The following is a 16806-nucleotide window of genomic DNA, read 5'->3' as shown; positions in this document are numbered from 1 at the left end:
GCTCAGGCGATGACGTTGCGTCGCGTGAGCTCGGGCTCCCGCGGTGGGACGAGCCAGTTCACGGCGGCGATCGCCAGCGGCAGGGCGATGGCGAGTACGCCGAGTAGCCACCACGGGATGTCAGCGAGGTCCAGCGGTTGCCCGGACGTCTGCGACTGCAGCCAGAAGCCGACGGGTGGAAGGATGCCGGCAGCAGCCCCCGCGAATGTGCCGAACCCCGCGATCACGAGTCCCTGCCACAGTCCGATCCGCCGCCGAAGCCCGGGCGTGCCGCCGACGGCGGCGAGCGTCGCGTCGTCGGGGCGCCGCTCGAAACGAGCGAGTCCGAGGGCGACCGCGCTCGCGCCCAGGACGAGGACGGCGACGGCCGCGAGCAGCGGGACGAGCCAGACGGCAGGGCTCGAGGGGCCGGTCTCGCGCCACAGTGAGACCTGGTAATCCGCGGTCATGAGACCGCCGGCGAGTTCGTACAGGTGATCTTGCGAATTCATCTCCGAGCCCTCGGGGAACGTGGCGAGCACCTGTCGTGGCACTTCCGTGATCCCCCAGGCGCGGGCGGTCTCCGGGGCGATCGCCGCCACGATCTGCTGGTGCGGTGCATCAACCGAGATCGCCGGCGCAGTGCGCTCCCAGCGTGGGGCGGGAACGTCGGCATCGTCGCGCCAGATGTTGCTGGGGACCTCGCCCTCGTAGTACTCGCGCGCGCTCCACGATCCCGCCGTGACCCGGCCATCGGTGACGTACCTGTCGTCGCTGATGATGACAGCGCCATCGGCGTAGGCCGCGCGCTGCGCCGGATCCAAGGTGACGCGCATCGCTGCCTCAACGTCGTCCGCGGCCACGATCGAGAGGTTGTCTGAGGGGTAGCCGTAGTAGGAGCTGACTCTCCTGTCGTCCTCGCCGGGCGACAGAAGCGAATCGCGGGGAGCAACGATCATCGCTCGATCGAGATCAGCGGGCAGGTCGGCCGACGACCCGACATTGAGGATGTCGGGCTGGGCGCTCACGAGGGCGGTGGATGTCGCCCCCGACGACGTGAACAGACGGGCGGCTTCATTCGCCGCTTGCTGCCCGACCTTCGCCGTCAGGAGAGGCTCCGACATCGAGGAGATATCCGCGACGACGGTCCCCAACGGCGCGCTGTACGTGTACGTCCGGGCCTGCTGCTCAGCCGTCATCGTCCCCATCGAGACTGCGAACACGCCGACGAACACCGTCGCTCCGATGGCGGCGAACGCGGGAACGGTTCGCGCCCCGTTCGCGACGGCGTCCCGTGAGGCGAGACGCGCGGCCAGACCGACGCGCGACAGGGCGCGGGACGCGAGCCACAGGAGCCATCGACCCGAGATGATGATGCCGATCTGCGCGAGCACCGGGCCGCCGATGATCCCCACGATGGGGATCCAGCGGAGCGGCGAGTCCCAGGCGACGACCGTACTGGCGGCCACGGCGCCCGCGGCGATGCCTGAGACGACGGTCACCGCCACACCGACGACGATCAACAGCGACCCCCACAGAGGCCGCGCGGCGGTGACCGTCATGGGCCGGCGTGCTCCACGCAAGGCGGAGATGGTGTCCGATTTCCCGACCGCGCGTGCAGGCGCCCACGCCGACGCCGAGCCGACCGCGACGGCGAACAAGAGGACGCCCCCGAGAAGTACCCACGGCACGTGGAATCCCCAGAACCTGATGGCGGATCCGTCGTCGAAGAGGGGCATCAACGCTGCAGCCAGACCGACCCCCATCGCGAGGCCCGCGCCCCCGGCGACGACCCCCAGGACCGCCCCCTGGAGGAGCACGACTCGACGGAGATCGCGCGGCTCGGCGCCGACGCTCGCCGCGATCGCGAGAGCCCGCTGCTGACGCCGCGCACTGACGGCGAAAGCCGCACCGGCGAGGAGGACGACCATGTACCCCGCGGCGAGCCCGCCGGCCCCGATCGCTCCCGCAAGAGCGAAAGCCTGTTGCTGATCCCGCTCTGCCGTGGTCGGGTTGCCGAAGTCGTCTCCCACCGGCGACGTGACGGGCGGCGGGTCCAGGACGAGCTGCCGCGAGTACACGCCGAATCCCGCGGCGTTCAGCGCCTCGAGCTGCGAGATACCGATGTCGGCGTCGGGCAGGTAGGAACGCACGGGGGCGTAGCGATCGGAGTCGGCGAACGCGAGGACGACCTCATCGGCGGCGACCTCGGCATCGCGGAACGTCCCCGTGATCGTGAACTTCTGACCATCGACGAGTGACAGCGTCTCCCCGATGCCGAGGCCGGTGCGGGTCAGCGTGGCGGGCGTGACGAGCACCTGTCGGTCATCAGCCGGCGCTCGTCCCTCGACGAGAGCGAAATGCCCGGCGAAGCGTGGGTCCGTGACGTTCCCCGCCCACGCCTTCACCCGGGCGATCCCCGCGATGGTCTCGACCCGTTCCTCACCTGAGGAGACGGGCACGATCTCCGTCCCGGCAGGCAGCGCGTTCGTGGGGTCCGTCGGCAACTCCGCCGTCTCGTCATCGATCGTCCCGGAACCCCAGGTGGACTCGTTGCCGTGCGTGTACGGATCGTCCGGCACCTGCTGGAACCCGGATGCTGCCGGCCACATCGGCTCGACCCACGCCGACATGCGCCCGAGTTCGACGTTCACCCGCTCTGCAGGCGTGGAGAACGTGCTCGAGATGAACACCGCCACCCCCGCCATCCCGGCGATCGGCAGGGCGATGAGCGACATGATCAGCAGCGACGACACCCACGCGCGGCGCACCTGGCGCCGCGCGATACGCACGGCGACCCGCATCCGCGCCGTGCGCGAGGGCTTCGGCCGCTCGGCGCGACGCCGCGCCCCGGCATCCGCGCGGGGCCGGTCCCGCAAGGTCGTCATCGCGCGTCCGACAACAGCGCGTCGGCGCCGTGACGCTGGGTCTCGTCGATGATGCGGCCGTCACGGAGGAACACGATGCGGTCGGCCCACGCCGCGTGGCGCGGCTCATGCGTGACGAGGATGCCGGCGGCCCCCTGGTCGACGCGGTGGCGAATCATCTTCATCACCGCTTCACCGGTCACCGAGTCGAGCGCGCCCGTCGGTTCGTCGGCGAGGATCAGCCGGCGCCCGCCGACGACGGCACGGGCGATCGCGACGCGCTGCTGCTGACCTCCTGAGAGGTCGTCGGGGTAGGAGTCGAGCTTGTCCTCGAGTCCGACCGAGGCGAGTGCATCCCGACCCGCACGGCGCGCCACCCGGGCCCGGAAGCCGTCGAGCTCGAGCGGCAGCGTCACGTTCTCGACGGCCGTGAGGGTCGGGATGAGATTGAAGTCCTGGAAGACGAACCCCAGGGAGCGCCGCCGGAGCTGCGCGAGATCGCGACGTGTCGCCGTCGAGAGGTAGGTCCCCTCGACGACGACTTCGCCGCTGGTGGGCTTCTGCAACCCGCCCGCGATCGACAGGAGCGTGGATTTGCCCGAACCGGACGCTCCCATGATCGCGACGAGCTCACCCTTGTCGACCGTCAGATCGACGCCCGACAGTGCTGAGACGCTCGTCTCGCCCTCGCCGTACTGCTGCGTGACCCCCACCAGCTGCAGGACGGCGGCGCTCATCCGACGACCGCCTCGGTGTCGCTCGCCTCGGATTTGGCGGGCCTCCCCCGTTTGGGAGTCTCTGTGGACAGCTCGAGCCCCATCGTGCGGTGCGGATGCCGCGCGAGGCGCTGCTCGGTGTGATCGAGCCATCGGGTCTCGGCCTCTGCCGCGAAGATCATCGAATCCACGACGAGAGACCACGCGAGTTCTTCGGGACCGTCCGGGTTCGAACCGGCGTACTTCGCTCGGTTGAGCTCCTGGAGCTGGCGCAGCGACGCGGAACGCTGTCGCTGGATGACGGCGCCGAGGTCGACGCCCGGCAGGGTCGCGGCGACGGCGAGCTTGATGGCCAGCTCGTCGCGCGTCCCCTGCGTGCGCTCGACGGGAGCGTCGAGCCAGGCCTGCACCTCGGCGGATCCGGCATCCGTGATCTGCCAGTAGACGTGACCCTGCTCGTCGACGTCGCCCTTCTCGACGAGCCCGTCGCGCTCGAGCCTGTCGAGCGTGTTGTAGATCTGACCCACGTTGAGTGGCCAGGTCGATCCGGTGCGGCGGTCGAACTCCGCGCGCAGCTGATAGCCGTAGCAGGGACCCTGATCCAGGATCGCCAGCAGGCTCTGTCGTACCGACATCGGGACTCCTCGCTGCATACCGGGTATGTGTTTTCTGAGTATATGCATACCGGGCAACATCCACACAACGCCCGCCCGTCTTACGCTGGAGGAATGGCCGACGACCGAGCCGCGAACGACGACCCCCGCCTCATTGCGGCGCGCTATCGCGTCGAAAAGGCGGCGCAGGAGAACGGCGAGGAGCCGCCGGCCGAACCGGAGCGTCACGCCGGGACGCCCACCGGCACGGAGCGCGCGATGTACGTCGAGACCGCGATCCAGCAGGCCATCCGGCGCGGCGACTTCGACGACCTCCCCGGCGCCGGCAAGCCCCTCGAAGGCCTGGGTGGCTCGCACGATCCGGACTGGTGGATCAAGCGGAAGATCCGCACCGAGCAGCTCTCCGGCCTCGGCCCGCCCGCTCTGCGACTGCGGATCGAGCACGCCGAGTTCGAAGACCGCGTCGACGCCTTCCACCGCGAGGAGGACGTCCGCGAGTACACCGCCGACTTCTCGCGCCGCGTCGTCGAGGCGCGCAGGCAGCTGCAGGGCGGACCGCCCGTCGTCACCCCGACCCGCGACCCCGACGCCGAGGTCGCGGCCTGGCGGGAACGGCGCGCGGCGCGGGCCGCGGCATCCGCCCCTCCCGAAGCTCCCGCGAAGCCGCGCCGTCGCTGGTGGCGGCGGTAAGGCTCAGCCGATGGCGGCGCGCCACTCGGCCAGGAGCCGCGCGATGGTGCGGGTCTCGTCCCACGGCACCTCGGGCGCCTCGGTGCGCCCGTCGCGGAGCGCACGGATCGTGGCATCCGCCTCGGCCGCCATCGGCTGCACCGTCGGCACCTCGATCTCCTCACGCGTGCCGTCGGTGCGGATGAGGGTCGCCGCCTCGGTGCTGTCCGTCCGACTCCCCCACACGTTCGGGATCTCGAGCGTCGCATCCCGCCCGACGATGCGCGTCAGCCGAGGCAGGTCGTGCACGATCGCGGTGCGGATGTTCGCCGACGCACCGCCCAGATCGATGGATGCCGCCGCGCTCACATCGACGCCGGTCTCGCCGATCGTGCCCGCCGCCGCCTGCACGGCCAGCCCCGACAGGTCGTGGCCGGCCCAGGCCGCGACACCGACGACGAGCGACAGCGGGTAGCAGCCGACGTCGAGGATCGCGCCGCCGGCCGTCGCGGGATCGAACAGCCTGCCCGTGTGGGAGCCGGCGGCGAAGCCGAGCGACGACTCGATCTCGACGAGGTCGCCCAGCGCGCCGCCGCCGACGATCTCCCGCAGGCGGTCGGCGAAGGGACCGAAGCGGTACTTGAAGGCCTCGACGAGCGGGAGTCCCGCCTCGCGCGCGGCGCGGATCGCGGCATCCGTCTCGGCGGGAGACACCCCGAGGGGCTTCTCGCAGAGCACGGCCTTGCCGGCAGCGAGCGCCTGTTGCACGAGCTCGGTGTGCGTCGTGTGGACCGTGCCGATGTAGACCGCGTCGATGTCGTCGCGGTCGAGGATCTCGTCGTACGTGCCGACAACGGCTGCGCCGTGGGCCGCGGCGAACTCCTCCGCACGCGACACGTCGCGCGCGCCGACCGCGTGGAGGCGTCCGAGCTCCGAGTCGGGGAGCGCGTGGGCGAAGTCGCCGCTGATCGCTCCGGCACCGAGGATGGCCCAACGTGCGTGTGTCATCCGGCCACGCTATCGCCCGCGCCGCGGCCCGGATGCAGGTTCAGCAGCGCATCGGATGCCGGATGGGGCCCGATCGCACGGTTCTCCCTGCACTCGGCACGCGCAGCGCCGCGGCGCCGCCGGCGTCAGGCGTCGAGCGCCTGCTGGATGTCGGCGAGCAGGTCGTCGATGTCCTCGATGCCGACCGACAGCCGGACGACCTCGACCGGCACGGCCGCCTCGGTGCCGCGCACCGAGGCGTGCGTCATCGCGTCGGGGTAGTTCACGAGCGACTCGACGCCGCCGAGCGACTCGGCCAGCGTGAACAACCGCAGCGACTCGGCGAAGCGCCGCGCCGCCTCGCCCGATTCGAGGGCGAGCGACACGATGCCGCCGAAGCCGGACATCTGCCGCGCCGCGAGCTCGTGCCCGGGGTGCGACGCGAGTCCCGGGTAGTAGACCCGGGCGACGCGGTCGTGTCCGTCGAGGAAGGATGCCACGGCCATGCCGTTCTCACTGTGCCGCTGCATGCGCACCGCGAGCGTCTTGATCCCGCGCGTCGTGAGCCACGCGTCGAGCGGGCCCGACACGGCGCCGACGGCGAACTGGATGAAGCCGACCTTCTCGGCCAGCGCGTCGTCGTTCATGACGAGCGCACCGCCGACGACGTCGGAGTGCCCGCCGAGGTACTTGGTGGTCGAGTGCACGACGACATCGGCGCCGTGCGAGAGGGGGCGCTGCAGTGCGGGCGTCGCGAAGGTGTTGTCGACGACGACCAGCGCATCGACGGAGTGTCCGACCTCGGCGAGGCCGGCGATGTCGGTGATGCGCAGCAGCGGGTTGGACGGCGTCTCGACCCAGAGGATGCGGGGCGCCTTCTCGGCGACGGCGGCGCGGACGGCGTCGAGGTCGCTCATGTCGACGACGCGAAGGGTCACGCCCCAGTCGCCGAGCACACGGGAGATGAGGCGGAAGGTCCCGCCGTACACGTCGTTGCCGAGGAGCACCTCGTCGCCGGGGCGCAGCACCGCGCGGAGCAGCGCGTCCTCGGCCGCGAGGCCCGAGGCGAACGACAGCGCGTGCGCGCCGCCCTCGATCGCGGCGAGCTGCGTCTGCAGCGCGGTGCGGGTCGGGTTGCCGCTGCGGCCGTACTCGTACCCGCCGCGGAGCCCGCCGATGCCGTCCTGGGCGTAGGTGGTCGAGAAGTGGACGGGAGGGATGACGGCGCCGGTCGCCTCGTCGGGCTCCTGACCGGCGTGGACGGCGAGGCTCGCGAAGCCGCGAGCGGAGGACTGTGCACTCATGCGAGGCTCCCGGTGGTCTCGGTGTCGGTGACGACGGAGAAGCCGTGGGCGGTCATCCAGTCGTCGTCGTAGATCTTGCTGAGGTAGCCGCGGCCGTGGTCGGGCAGGAGCACGACCAGGACGGCGTCGGCGGGCAGGTCGCGGGCGACGCGGAGGGCCGCCACCACCGCCATGCCCGACGAACCGCCGACCATGAGCCCTTCTTCGCGGGCCAGCCGACGCGTCATCGCGAACGCCTCGGCATCGCTCACCCGCTCGTAGCCGTCGACGACGGTCGGGTCGAAGGTCGCGGGCATGAAGTCCTCGCCGACGCCTTCGACGAGATAGCCGTGGATGTCGCCGCCGGAGTAGATCGATCCCTCCGGATCGGCGCCCACGACGGTGACACGTCCCGACGACGCCTCTTTGAGGAACCGTCCGGTGCCGCTGATCGTCCCGCCCGTGCCGACACCCGCGACGAAGTGGGTGACGGTTCCGTCGGTGTCGCGCCAGATCTCGGGCCCGGTCGTCTCGTAGTGTCCGCGCGGTCCGTTGAGGTTGGCGAACTGGTTCGGCTTGAACGCGCCGGGGATGGATGCCGCGAGCCGATCCGACACGCTGTAGTAAGAGTCGGGGTGCTCGGGCGGCACGCTCGTCGCGGTCATGACGACCTCGGCGCCATAGGCCTTGAGGACCGCGACCTTCTCACCCGCGAACTTGTCGGGGACGACGAAGATCATCCGGTACCCGCGCTGCTGGGCGATGAGGGCCAGGCCGACCCCGGTGTTGCCACTGGTCGGCTCGACGATCGTGGCGCCGGGCTTGAGGTGGCCGTCGCGCTCCGCCGCGTCGATGATGTTCCGCGCGATGCGGTCCTTGGCGGAGCTGCCCGGATTGAAGTACTCGACCTTGGCGAGGACCGTGGCTTCGATGCCTTCGGTGACCTTGTTCAAGCGGACGAGCGGGGTGTTGCCGACCAGATTGGCGATGGAGGTGGCGTAACGCACGTGTTCTTCCTGACGGGATGCCGCACTCGCAGAGGTGCGGTCGCTGTGTGGGGTCGCGGATGTCGCCGGGGAACCGGCGGTCAGAGACGACAACAGCGAAGGGTCAGCACCCGACCAGAGTAGCGGACGCCCGGCATCCGCGGCGGGCGTCATCTGACGCAACAGAACGAAAGCTTCGGACACACGACCCTCGTCCCGCCCGCGCGAACGTAGGTTCGTTGTATGACGTCTCCCGCACACGCCGCATCGGACGACCGGGCCGCCTCCGGATTCACGGAATCCCTCTCGCCCGAGGAGTTCAAGGCCGTCTTCCGCGGGCATCCCGGCGGCGTCGCCGTCATCACGGCTGATGCGGGGGACGGACCGGTCGCTCTCACGGCGACCTCGGTGTCGTCCGTCAGCGCAGACCCGCCGCTGCTGATCTTCTCGGTGTCGGCGCAGTCGTCGGCGGCTCCCGTCCTGGCCGCCGCCGAGACCATCGTCGTCCACCTGCTGGACGCCGACGACCTGCGGGTCGCCGAAGTGGGTGCGACGAGTGGGATCGACCGCTTCGCGGAACTGCCCTGGTCACGCCTGGTCACCGGTGAGCCCGTGTATCACGGGGTTCGCGCGTGGGTCCGGTGCGCCGTCATCGACCGGATGGATGCCGGGGGCTCCACGATCATCGCCGCGCACGCCGTTCAGGCGAACATCGCCCGCGAATCCGAGGCGCCGCTCGTCTATCACAACCGGACCTGGCACCGGTTGGGTCCCGACACCGCTCTCTGAGAGAACGGCTCGCGCGCGATCAGGAACGTCGCGCGAGGTCGTCAAGTGCCGCAGCGATCCGGCGGATCGTCTCGGCGGTGGTCTTCGCTTCGCCTTCATCCAGGTTGTCGATGACCGACACCACGGCCGCATGGTGCGCACCGTAGACCTCGTCGACGAGGTCGTTGGCCGACTCCGTCGGCATCAGATAGTGGGCACGTCGGTCCGTGGGGTGCTGCTCGCGCGTCACATACCCTTTGCCCACCAGGCGCTCGATCACGTTCGTGACGGTCGCACTGGAGGTACCGAGCATGACGATCAGGTCCTTGGGACTGATCTCCCGCTCTTCCCGCCGCGCCTGGACGAGGTAGCGGAGTGCGGCGAGGTCTATCCCGCCGAGTCCGGAGATCCGCTGCGAGCGGTCCGCCTGAACCTGCTCGGCATGGCGGAGCTCGAGGATGGCGCTACTGAGTAGGCGTCCGGCCTCGGTGTGGGGCTGCGAGGCATACAGATGCGTGTGCTCATGTCGAACGATGGACTGAGGCATGTCAACTCCTCGGCTCGTGACGGGTGTCGAACATCATCCGATCGCCGCCCGAGCCTCAGCCGCATCCGGATACTTCCCGACGAACCCTCCGGCGTGATCTCGGGTGATCCAGCCTGCGGGGCTCTGCTCGACGGTTCCGAGGAACCGCCCGTCGGTGTTGCCGACCCAGAAGCCCGCCTCGACCTCGTGCCACGTCGCGATCTTCTCGCTGACGTCCACGGAGCCGTACGAGTCGAGCACCTCCATCGACTTCACCACCTTACATGTCTGAATCTGTGACAGTTCTTGTCCTTCTCGAAATCAATGATAGACATGAGTTGTGAAATCCACTAGATCTATTGTTTAGCTAGTAATTCAGGAACGGACAGATGACACCCTCACCCGCACACCCCATCCCGGCGCCCTTCGCCTTGATCGGTGTCGCTCTCATCCCCGAGCAGCGCACGGGCTGGTGGGTCCCTCTCATCACCTCCCTTTCACGCCCGCGAGCGCACCGCACAACGGCGCAGCCCGCACACCACTGACCGCAGCACCCCGAACCCACCAGGAGAACGTCATGGGAAGCCTCTACTACGGGAACGTCGAATCCCCCATCGTCATGCCCGACCGCATCCTCGCCCACCTCGCCGCGATCGCGACGACCAAGCTGCGGCGGAGCGAGAGCTTCGTCGTGTCCTGGAAGGGAACCGGCGACAACGGCGAGGGCCGCACGACCCTCTGGTTCCAGCCGGCGATCCCGCTGCGCTTCGTCTACGACCAGTCGGCTGCTGTCGCGCTGAACCCCGCCACGCTGCGGGAGATGGCCGACCAGGCCACGTCGAACGGCGGCCTCGTCCTCGACGCAGATCTGGACATCCCCGAGATCGGTGCCGCACGCACCGAGGCGCGTCGACCGGTGGTCGCCGCGTGAGTCACCCCGATCTCAGCGACGAGGCCGACGCCTACGAGGACGCCCTCGCCGCCGATTTCACCGAGCGCTTCGGAACCCCTCCGCTGTTGGTCTGACCGTTCTCCGAGCACACGAACTCGTGCCGCCCCTCCGCCGTTCCCCCCACGGCGTCGACGGGGCGGCATGTTTCGTTACGGGCGGCGACGCGGGGACCCTCGCGTCACGCGCTGGGGTCGCCCTCGCCCGCATCTGCAGGCTCCGGAACCAGGTGCAGACCCGCCGGCGAGTTCGCCGCGTACATGAGGGCCTCCGACCACGCGCGGTTGATGCGCGACTGTCGGCTTCCGTAGTACTTGAAGACCAGGGATGCGTGCGGGTGAAGCCACACGGAGGTCCGTCCCTCGCCGATGCTCTTGTCGTCGCGCCACGTGAAGTGGAAGGACTCGCCACGACGCAGCTTGTTGCCGATCACCTGCTGCAGGTGTGCCAGCGTGCGGTCCTCGAAGTCCACCTTGATGGAGTCCTCATAGATGAACTTGCCCACGGCAGCCCCCTCGTCGTGTCATCTCGGTATCGAAACGACGTCTCCCCATTATGGTGTCCCCATGGGCCTGATCTACTACGGCGGCTCGGCGATGCCCATCCGCATCGAGGACCGCGCACTCGCTCACCTCAAGGTGGTGGTCGCGACCAAGCTCCGCCGTTCGGAGAGCTTCACCGTGTCGTGGCAGCATCCGGACGATACCCCGCGGGGGCGGACGACGATCTGGTTGCATCCCGCGATCCCGCTCAGGTTCGTCTTCGACCACGCGGAACCGCCGACGCTGAATCGCGAATGGATCGAGGAGCTCGCGGCATCCGCCAATTCCTCGGGCGGGATTCAGCTGCCGGCGCGGATGTTCGATGAGGACAGCGGGCCCGACGTCACGGAGTGAGGTGCCCCTCGGCGGCGGCCTCGGGCTCGGACTCGTCCGGGATCGGGATGAGAGCGATGGGGACGCCGGGCGAGATGAGCAGGTGAGCCGGACGAGGAGCGCCCTCGCCGTCGTTCACCACGATCCATCCGTGGCCCGCGTCGAGCGCCGCAGCCACCTGCGCCGAGAAGGTCTCGAAGGACTCCTCGCCGATGCTGTACAGCGTCCCCCCGTAGTGCACGTCGATGCGCTTCACCATGCCACGCTCTCCTGTTCCGCCTCTGCGGGTTCCGGGACGATGTACAGACCGGACGGGGAGTTCGCGACGGCGGCGAGCGCGTCCACCCAAGCGAGGTTCAGCGGCGCACGCTGACCTCTGTAGAACTTGAAGACGAGCGTGCACCGCGGGTGCAGCCAGATGCTGGTGCGGCCGTCGCCGATCGCGGCGTCGTCCTTCCACGTGAAGTGGAAGGACTCGCCGCGACGGAGCTTCGACATGATGACCACCTGGAGGTGGGCAAGCGCACGGTCGTCGAAGTCGACCTTCAGCGTGCCGTCGTAGATGAACTTCCCCACCGGGAGGTCACCGGGGCGAACGGTTCTCGGCGCTGATCATCCACGCGAACTGCTCGAGGCTCTCGAGGATGCTGTGGAGGATGTCGGCGCTGGTCGGGTCCTCGTCGTCGACGTCGTCGTGGACGTCGCGGCAGGTGCCGATGACGGCCTCGAGACGCTCGGTGACGAGGTCGATGACGTCGGAGGTCAGGACCTCGCCGTGCGGGAACTCGGGCAGCGTCGTGGTCTCGGCCACCGTGTCGCTCCGGCCGTCGGGAACGGCGTGCAGGGCGCGCATGCGCTCCGCGATCGTGTCGCTGAACTCCCGCGCGGCGTCGATGATCTCGTCGAGCTGAAGGTGCGTGTCGCGGAAGTTCTTCCCGACGACGTTCCAGTGCGCCTGCTTGCCCTGGATCGACAGCTCGAGGAGGTCGACGAGAACGGCCTGCAGGTTGTCGCTGAGCTTTTGAGAGGCGGTGAATCCGCGCTCGGCGTTCTGCTCTTCGGTCAGCTGCGCGCCCGACTTGCCGGGGCGGCGCTTGTTGCGGGTGGCGGGCTTCGTCTGAGTGGTCGTCATGGGACGGCTCCCCTTCTGTCGCGGAACGTGGATGCCTCCCACGCTAGGACGAAGGCGATCCCGAGGTCATCGGGTTGCGCGGCCCGGGAGGCGGTGATATCCCCGGAGCTCACGCTCCCGGCTCACTCCTCGATGCGAGCGAGAGCAGCGGCCATCTCGTCGTCGGACAGTGACAGACCCGCGTCCGTGAGCCGCTGTGCGAGGACGTTCCGCGGATCGACGCTGTCGTGCCCCTGCAGATCGGCTCGGGTCTGGGCGATGATGCCGTCGAGCTTCTGCCCGGCATCCGCGGGGTTCACCGACATGGCGGGCTCTGCCTGTACGGCGTCGCCGGCGCGGCCGGCATCCTGTGCATCACTCATGGCGTCAGTGTGCTCGTCTTCGCGGGCGCGGTCATCCCCTTGACCGGGCGCGACGACCCGGATAGGTCTCAGGAATGCGGTGAGCGCTCCGGATGGATCGTGGGCCCGCGCCACTTCGGGGAGAACCCCTCGACCTCGAAATCGTCATACGCCGCCGCGACGGCTTCGGTGGGAGGGTCCCGTGGTTCGGGCACCGGGATCAGCGCGATAGGGACACCCGGCGTGATGAAGAGGTAGGCGGGGCTCGCGCTTCCGACGCCGTCATTGACGGCCAGCCAGTGCTGGCCGTCGCGGGCGCCCTCTTGGATCTCGCGATGGACGTCGTCGAGCGTCCGGTTCGCGACGCTGTACCACTGCCCGCCGTACGAGATGTCGATGCGTCCCATCGGTTCTCCTCGGCTGCGATCGGTCTCGACATCCACCATCTGTCGTGGCGTCGCGCGTGTCACGTCCTTGACATGTTCGGGTGCCGCCGTTTAGAGCGCCGCCAGGGGCGGGCGGTGCGCGATCGGCTTCGGCTTGGCGCGGCGCGGAGCGCAGGCCGCGACGTGTCGGGCTGCACCGATCAGAATCTGGTCCATGTCCGCGAACCACGCGCTCCCCGAGCCGCCGTGGACCCAGGTCACGTCGAACCCGGCGGGGTCCGCCGCCTCGACGTAGGCGATGACGCTGGCGGCGTCGGAGCTGTCGACGCGGGAGTCGCAGAGGCGCCATGCCGTCGGCGACAGCGGCTGCAGGGTCAGCTGATGGACGGGATCGGCACTCATGGCGCACCTCCGAGGTGTGGTGTCCGCGATCGTCGCTGATCGCCGGGGGGGTGAGGTCTTCACTCGCCCCCTCACCCTCACTCGCGCTCGTCGGACCGGTGAGGGGCTTGACACCGAGAGGGCCCCAAGTTAGCTGCAGCGAGTAGCAGAACGACGCCTCGCGAGTCAATGCCCCCCTTCCGGAACCGGCACCCCGATTACCGTGATCACCGCAAGGTAAGTAGGCGGATGGTCGAGACGAGAGGTGTTCGGGTCACCGATCCTTTCCCACGCTTATGAGGGGCCCCGGCGATCGGGCTTATCGCCGGGGCCCGACCTTTGCAAGGCCCCCGGTTCGATGGCATCCGCGCCCTACGTTGACACGAACGAGAGGAGCACCCATGACCGAGCACGAGGCCGCCCCCGAGTCCGATTCCTCGCTCCCCGGCGGGAGTCTGCCGGACGAGGACCCCATCGAGGCCGTATCCAAGGCTGCCCGCAACGACGAGCCGGTTCCCATCGAACAGATCGAGCCCGGGGTGGACCCCGACTCGGCCGATTCCAGTCGATCGCTCAACCGCACCGGCGACTGAGTTCGCCAGCGCCCGACGCGTCAGCCCAGCTCGACGCGTTGCGCGTACTCGTTGGCGCGGGTGGCGACGTCGTTGATATATCGCGTCAGCGGGTTGTAGGTGAAGACGGCATCCCGCCAGGCCCTCTCGGTGCCGAGCGGGCCGGACCGGCACAGATACCGGGCAGCGGCAAGAGCCGCGTCGTCGATGTTGTTGGGGTCGCGGACGCCGTCCGCGTCGCCGTCCGCGCCCCAGCGCCGCCACGTCTCGGGGATGAACTGCAGCGGGCCGACGGCACGGTCCCACTGGTCGTCGCCGTCGAGAGCGCCGCCGTCGGTGTCCTCGATCGCAGCGACGCCGTCACCAGTGAGCCGCGGCCCGAGAATACGAGGCGCGACGAGGCCGCGCTTGGTCAGCGTCGCCCCGCCGTAGGAACCGTGCCGGGACTCCACCCAGCCGATCCCCGCGAGGGTGTTCCAGGCGATGTCGCACGATGGCTGCTCGTGCGCGACGGTCAGGTCGGCCGCCGCGTAGGCGATGACCGCACGACGCGGGATGCCGGTGGCCGCCGCCACCTCGTCGGCCCACGCTCCGTCGACGAGATCGACGGCGGCAGCCCGTGAGGGGTTCGCCCCGGCCACAGCGACAGCAGGAGGGGGTGCCACCGCCCAGCGGGACGAAACGGGCGGCAGGGGCGGCTCAGCGGGCTCGGCGGCCTGCGGGGGCGTGGAGGGCAGGCAAGCGGCGAGGAGCACCACGACCGCCGCAGGGGCGACGCCCAGCCCGACGGCGAGCGCTGCGGAACGTCGTCGCGCGCGCGCAGCCGGAGCCTTGCGACGTGCCGCCATCTGCGTCCTCCCCCGGTCGACTGCCCGCACCACGCTAACCCGCGCCGGTGGAGATCCGCTGGGGCCGAAGCCGCACCCGACCCGGTGAGGGATGCCGAGGAGCGAGGCGTCGCGTCAGCGACGGCATGCCGGGACGGCCGCCGCGCGCGCGATCCGGAACACGACCACGGCCGCCGCGACCCACGGCCCCACGATCAGGACGGGGTCGAGCCAGGCGTGCTTCACGTCGACGCGGCCTCGTCCGAACCTCGACGCGATCGGATGCCGTCCGCGTTCGCCGAACACCCCCGACTGTGTCACCGGATCGTCGGGGCGCCGCGAGAACAGCGACCTCACGTGCGCGCCGGCCGACTCGACGCGGTCGCCCAGGATCAGCAGCATCCAGTGCGGAGTCTGCCCCTCGCTGTAGCGCGTATAGGCGACCCGCCGGATGAGGCCCGAGAGCCCGTGGAGGGGCTGCGCGGTACCGAACACGGGCGTGAGGCGTTCGTGCTCGAGCGATCGCTCGCGACCGGCGCCGTGCGGCTGTTGCTCGGGGACGCGCCAGTGCGCACCGGTGTCGATCCCGGGTTGCTCGCGGGGGAAAGCGGGACGATCCGCCGGGTCGAGATCTGCACCCCACCCCGGGATGCGGCGACGCAGGTCGTCGGGATCGGGGGTCTGGCCGGGCTTGTCTGCGGTGTACGGCATGATTCCTCCTCGGATGCGGGTCAGGCGCCGAACGTGATGACGGGCTTGACGATGCCGTCGAGCTTGGATGAGAACACGTGGTAGCCCTCGGCGATGTCGTCGAGGTCGAAGCGGTGGGTGATCAACTCGCGAGGAGCGATGTGTCCCGCTCGGATGTGTTCGAGCAACCGCGGCCACTGACGCTTGACCGGCGCCTGGTTGGCACGGATGGTGAGCCCCTTGTTCATGGCGTCGCCGACCTTGACGGCGCTGAACAGCGGGCCGTACGCACCCATCACCGAGATGGTGCCGCCCTTGCGGACGGCGTCGATCGCCCAGTTGAGGGCGATGGGAGAACCGCCCTGCAGTTTCAGCTTGGCGGCGGTCACGTGCTGCACGACGTGCCCGTCGGCCTCGGCGCCCACGGCATCGATGACCGAGTCGGCGCCGAGTCCGTCGGTCATCTTCTTGAGGGTCAGGACGATGTCATCGACCTGACCGAAGTGCACGGTCTCGGCGAACGCGAAGGCGCGCGCCTTCTCGAGGCGGTAGTCGAGGTGGTCGACGACGATGACGCGTCCGGCACCCATCAGCCAGCACGAGCGAGCGGCGGCGAGGCCGACGGGTCCCGCACCCAGCACCACGACGGTGTCGCCCTCGACGATGTCGGCGAGCTGCGAACCGAAGTAGCCGGTCGAGAAGGCGTCGGTCAGCAGGAGCGCATCCTCGGAGGCGATGTCGTCGGGGATCACCTGAGGGCCGACGTCGGCGAAGGGCACCCGGACGAGCTCGGCTTGACCGCCGTCGAATCCGCCGGTCGAGTGGGAGTAGCCGTAGATGCCACCGATCGCCGTGGCGTTCGCGTTGACGTTGTGGCAGTTCGAATACAGCCCGCGCGCACAGAAGAAGCACGAGCCGCAGTAGATGTTGAAAGGAACCATGACCCGGTCGCCCGGCTTCAGGTTGTGTACCGACGACCCGACCTCCTCCACCCGGCCGATGAACTCGTGCCCGAAGGTGTGCCCGATCCGCGTGTCGGGCATCATGCCGTGGTACAGGTGCAGGTCGGAACCACAGATCGACGCCAGTTCGACGCGCACGATGGCGTCGTTCGGGTGCGCGATCACGGGATCGGGCTTGCGGTCGACGCGGATCTTGTACGGTCCGCGATAGGTCATCGCCTTCATCGGTCCTCCTCAGGTTCCGGGCGAGCCTGGTCGCCGGGGACGCGAGGAGGGAGGGGGTTGCGCCGCCCGCG

Annotated in this window: 23 protein-coding genes; 5 read left to right on the top strand and 18 right to left on the bottom strand. The window is 69.5% G+C overall.

Annotated elements, in window-relative coordinates; genetic code table 11:
- Positions 1-2: 2 nt before the first annotated feature.
- The 3 genes from MRBLMI1x_RS05110 to MRBLMI1x_RS05100 are packed head-to-tail and all read right to left on the bottom strand — an operon-like array spanning position 3 to position 4197.
- Positions 3-2867 (bottom strand): FtsX-like permease family protein, encoded by a 2865-nt coding sequence (locus MRBLMI1x_RS05110; protein ID WP_363456771.1) that lies wholly within the window; start codon positions 2865-2867, stop codon positions 3-5.
- Positions 2864-3583, bottom strand: a complete 720-nt coding sequence (locus MRBLMI1x_RS05105; protein ID WP_018185530.1) for an ABC transporter ATP-binding protein — start codon at positions 3581-3583, stop codon at positions 2864-2866. The genes MRBLMI1x_RS05110 and MRBLMI1x_RS05105 overlap by 4 nt, the downstream gene beginning before the upstream one ends.
- Positions 3580-4197 carry a PadR family transcriptional regulator gene (locus MRBLMI1x_RS05100; RefSeq protein ID WP_018185531.1) on the bottom strand — a complete coding sequence of 206 codons (618 nt, stop codon included), beginning with the start codon at positions 4195-4197 and terminating at the stop codon, positions 3580-3582. Before MRBLMI1x_RS05100 ends, MRBLMI1x_RS05105 begins: the two co-directional genes overlap by 4 nt.
- Positions 4198-4290: 93 nt before the next feature.
- Here MRBLMI1x_RS05100 and MRBLMI1x_RS05095 point away from each other — a divergent pair, with 93 nt between their 5' ends.
- On the top strand, positions 4291-4866 hold the full coding sequence (locus tag MRBLMI1x_RS05095; protein ID WP_336125956.1) for a DUF1992 domain-containing protein: 576 nt from the start codon (positions 4291-4293) through the stop codon (positions 4864-4866).
- A 3-nt stretch (positions 4867-4869) separates the two neighbouring features.
- Here the strand turns inward: MRBLMI1x_RS05095 and MRBLMI1x_RS05090 are convergent, their stop codons facing one another.
- From MRBLMI1x_RS05090 to MRBLMI1x_RS05080, 3 genes are all read right to left on the bottom strand, one after another.
- The gene (locus tag MRBLMI1x_RS05090) at positions 4870-5853 is read right to left on the bottom strand and encodes a Gfo/Idh/MocA family protein (RefSeq protein ID WP_363456766.1); all 984 of its coding nucleotides are present in this window, start codon (positions 5851-5853) and stop codon (positions 4870-4872) included.
- 125 nt (positions 5854-5978) lie between these two features.
- Complete coding sequence (locus tag MRBLMI1x_RS05085) at positions 5979-7136, bottom strand: cystathionine gamma-synthase (RefSeq protein ID WP_020097954.1); 1158 nt, start codon at positions 7134-7136, stop codon at positions 5979-5981.
- Positions 7133-8122 carry a pyridoxal-phosphate dependent enzyme gene (locus MRBLMI1x_RS05080; RefSeq protein WP_363456759.1) on the bottom strand — a complete coding sequence of 330 codons (990 nt, stop codon included), beginning with the start codon at positions 8120-8122 and terminating at the stop codon, positions 7133-7135. The genes MRBLMI1x_RS05085 and MRBLMI1x_RS05080 overlap by 4 nt, the downstream gene beginning before the upstream one ends.
- A gap of 222 nt (positions 8123-8344) precedes the next feature.
- Between MRBLMI1x_RS05080 and MRBLMI1x_RS05075 the strand changes: the two genes are divergently transcribed.
- Complete coding sequence (locus tag MRBLMI1x_RS05075) at positions 8345-8890, top strand: flavin reductase family protein (protein ID WP_363456756.1); 546 nt, start codon at positions 8345-8347, stop codon at positions 8888-8890.
- A gap of 19 nt (positions 8891-8909) precedes the next feature.
- Here MRBLMI1x_RS05075 and MRBLMI1x_RS05070 read toward each other — a convergent pair whose 3' ends face one another.
- Entirely contained in the window at positions 8910-9416 is a 507-nt protein-coding gene (locus MRBLMI1x_RS05070) for a MarR family winged helix-turn-helix transcriptional regulator (protein ID WP_363456753.1), read from the bottom strand.
- Between the two features lie 33 nt (positions 9417-9449).
- The gene (locus MRBLMI1x_RS05065) at positions 9450-9674 is read right to left on the bottom strand and encodes a hypothetical protein (protein WP_018185538.1); all 225 of its coding nucleotides are present in this window, start codon (positions 9672-9674) and stop codon (positions 9450-9452) included.
- A gap of 298 nt (positions 9675-9972) precedes the next feature.
- Between MRBLMI1x_RS05065 and MRBLMI1x_RS05060 the strand changes: the two genes are divergently transcribed.
- A complete protein-coding gene (locus MRBLMI1x_RS05060) occupies positions 9973-10326 on the top strand; it encodes a hypothetical protein (RefSeq protein WP_018185539.1) in 354 nt (117 codons plus the stop codon).
- A 199-nt stretch (positions 10327-10525) separates the two neighbouring features.
- Here the strand turns inward: MRBLMI1x_RS05060 and MRBLMI1x_RS05055 are convergent, their stop codons facing one another.
- On the bottom strand, positions 10526-10849 hold the full coding sequence (locus MRBLMI1x_RS05055) for a hypothetical protein (RefSeq protein ID WP_018185541.1): 324 nt from the start codon (positions 10847-10849) through the stop codon (positions 10526-10528).
- Positions 10850-10910: 61 nt separating this feature from the next.
- On the opposite strand from MRBLMI1x_RS05055, the gene MRBLMI1x_RS05050 reads away from it, so the two are divergent.
- On the top strand, positions 10911-11240 hold the full coding sequence (locus MRBLMI1x_RS05050; RefSeq protein WP_363456749.1) for a hypothetical protein: 330 nt from the start codon (positions 10911-10913) through the stop codon (positions 11238-11240).
- Here MRBLMI1x_RS05050 and MRBLMI1x_RS05045 read toward each other — a convergent pair.
- The 6 genes from MRBLMI1x_RS05045 to MRBLMI1x_RS05020 form a co-directional block, all read right to left on the bottom strand.
- Entirely contained in the window at positions 11230-11478 is a 249-nt protein-coding gene (locus MRBLMI1x_RS05045; protein WP_363456746.1) for a hypothetical protein, read from the bottom strand. The genes MRBLMI1x_RS05050 and MRBLMI1x_RS05045 overlap by 11 nt on opposite strands.
- A complete protein-coding gene (locus MRBLMI1x_RS05040; RefSeq protein WP_018185544.1) occupies positions 11472-11795 on the bottom strand; it encodes a hypothetical protein in 324 nt (107 codons plus the stop codon). The genes MRBLMI1x_RS05045 and MRBLMI1x_RS05040 overlap by 7 nt, the downstream gene beginning before the upstream one ends.
- A 7-nt stretch (positions 11796-11802) precedes the next feature.
- The gene (locus MRBLMI1x_RS05035; RefSeq protein WP_018185545.1) at positions 11803-12351 is read right to left on the bottom strand and encodes a Dps family protein; all 549 of its coding nucleotides are present in this window, start codon (positions 12349-12351) and stop codon (positions 11803-11805) included.
- 122 nt (positions 12352-12473) lie between these two features.
- The gene (locus MRBLMI1x_RS05030; RefSeq protein ID WP_363456742.1) at positions 12474-12713 is read right to left on the bottom strand and encodes a hypothetical protein; all 240 of its coding nucleotides are present in this window, start codon (positions 12711-12713) and stop codon (positions 12474-12476) included.
- Between the two features lie 68 nt (positions 12714-12781).
- On the bottom strand, positions 12782-13099 hold the full coding sequence (locus MRBLMI1x_RS05025; RefSeq protein WP_018185547.1) for a hypothetical protein: 318 nt from the start codon (positions 13097-13099) through the stop codon (positions 12782-12784).
- Positions 13100-13189: 90 nt separating this feature from the next.
- Positions 13190-13480, bottom strand: coding sequence for a hypothetical protein (locus tag MRBLMI1x_RS05020; RefSeq protein WP_363456738.1), 291 nt, complete (start codon positions 13478-13480; stop codon positions 13190-13192).
- A 380-nt stretch (positions 13481-13860) separates the two neighbouring features.
- On the opposite strand from MRBLMI1x_RS05020, the gene MRBLMI1x_RS05015 reads away from it, so the two are divergent.
- A complete protein-coding gene (locus MRBLMI1x_RS05015) occupies positions 13861-14052 on the top strand; it encodes a hypothetical protein (protein ID WP_311858893.1) in 192 nt (63 codons plus the stop codon).
- 20 nt (positions 14053-14072) lie between these two features.
- On the opposite strand, the gene MRBLMI1x_RS05010 is transcribed toward MRBLMI1x_RS05015, so the two are convergent.
- From MRBLMI1x_RS05010 to MRBLMI1x_RS05000, 3 genes are all read right to left on the bottom strand, one after another.
- Positions 14073-14879, bottom strand: a complete 807-nt coding sequence (locus MRBLMI1x_RS05010) for a lytic transglycosylase domain-containing protein (RefSeq protein ID WP_363456735.1) — start codon at positions 14877-14879, stop codon at positions 14073-14075.
- A 114-nt stretch (positions 14880-14993) separates the two neighbouring features.
- Complete coding sequence (locus MRBLMI1x_RS05005) at positions 14994-15569, bottom strand: hypothetical protein (RefSeq protein ID WP_363456732.1); 576 nt, start codon at positions 15567-15569, stop codon at positions 14994-14996.
- Positions 15570-15589: 20 nt separating this feature from the next.
- Positions 15590-16735, bottom strand: a complete 1146-nt coding sequence (locus MRBLMI1x_RS05000) for a zinc-dependent alcohol dehydrogenase (protein WP_363456729.1) — start codon at positions 16733-16735, stop codon at positions 15590-15592.
- Positions 16736-16806 lie beyond the last annotated feature (71 nt).

Source organism: Microbacterium sp. LMI1x-1-1.1 (assembly GCF_040676205.1).
Taxonomy (GTDB): Bacteria; Actinomycetota; Actinomycetes; order Actinomycetales; family Microbacteriaceae; genus Microbacterium; species Microbacterium aquilitoris.
The sequence above is the reverse complement of the archived record's forward strand: the minus strand, read 5'-3'. Positions and strand labels throughout refer to the sequence as shown.

Coding starts and splice junctions, on each gene's coding strand:
- MRBLMI1x_RS05060 (WP_018185539.1), top strand. CDS start 9,973: ATGGGAAGCCTCTACTACGGGAACGTCGAATCCCCCATCGTCATGCCC.
- MRBLMI1x_RS05045 (WP_363456746.1), bottom strand. CDS start 11,478: ATGGTGAAGCGCATCGACGTGCACTACGGGGGGACGCTGTACAGCATC.
- MRBLMI1x_RS05090 (WP_363456766.1), bottom strand. CDS start 5,853: ATGACACACGCACGTTGGGCCATCCTCGGTGCCGGAGCGATCAGCGGC.
- MRBLMI1x_RS05015 (WP_311858893.1), top strand. CDS start 13,861: ATGACCGAGCACGAGGCCGCCCCCGAGTCCGATTCCTCGCTCCCCGGC.
- MRBLMI1x_RS05005 (WP_363456732.1), bottom strand. CDS start 15,569: ATGCCGTACACCGCAGACAAGCCCGGCCAGACCCCCGATCCCGACGAC.
- MRBLMI1x_RS05000 (WP_363456729.1), bottom strand. CDS start 16,735: ATGAAGGCGATGACCTATCGCGGACCGTACAAGATCCGCGTCGACCGC.
- MRBLMI1x_RS05010 (WP_363456735.1), bottom strand. CDS start 14,879: ATGGCGGCACGTCGCAAGGCTCCGGCTGCGCGCGCGCGACGACGTTCC.
- MRBLMI1x_RS05035 (WP_018185545.1), bottom strand. CDS start 12,351: ATGACGACCACTCAGACGAAGCCCGCCACCCGCAACAAGCGCCGCCCC.
- MRBLMI1x_RS05070 (WP_363456753.1), bottom strand. CDS start 9,416: ATGCCTCAGTCCATCGTTCGACATGAGCACACGCATCTGTATGCCTCG.
- MRBLMI1x_RS05100 (WP_018185531.1), bottom strand. CDS start 4,197: ATGTCGGTACGACAGAGCCTGCTGGCGATCCTGGATCAGGGTCCCTGC.
- MRBLMI1x_RS05110 (WP_363456771.1), bottom strand. CDS start 2,867: ATGACGACCTTGCGGGACCGGCCCCGCGCGGATGCCGGGGCGCGGCGT.
- MRBLMI1x_RS05025 (WP_018185547.1), bottom strand. CDS start 13,099: ATGGGACGCATCGACATCTCGTACGGCGGGCAGTGGTACAGCGTCGCG.
- MRBLMI1x_RS05085 (WP_020097954.1), bottom strand. CDS start 7,136: ATGAGTGCACAGTCCTCCGCTCGCGGCTTCGCGAGCCTCGCCGTCCAC.
- MRBLMI1x_RS05095 (WP_336125956.1), top strand. CDS start 4,291: ATGGCCGACGACCGAGCCGCGAACGACGACCCCCGCCTCATTGCGGCG.
- MRBLMI1x_RS05030 (WP_363456742.1), bottom strand. CDS start 12,713: ATGAGTGATGCACAGGATGCCGGCCGCGCCGGCGACGCCGTACAGGCA.
- MRBLMI1x_RS05020 (WP_363456738.1), bottom strand. CDS start 13,480: ATGAGTGCCGATCCCGTCCATCAGCTGACCCTGCAGCCGCTGTCGCCG.
- MRBLMI1x_RS05050 (WP_363456749.1), top strand. CDS start 10,911: ATGGGCCTGATCTACTACGGCGGCTCGGCGATGCCCATCCGCATCGAG.
- MRBLMI1x_RS05075 (WP_363456756.1), top strand. CDS start 8,345: ATGACGTCTCCCGCACACGCCGCATCGGACGACCGGGCCGCCTCCGGA.
- MRBLMI1x_RS05105 (WP_018185530.1), bottom strand. CDS start 3,583: ATGAGCGCCGCCGTCCTGCAGCTGGTGGGGGTCACGCAGCAGTACGGC.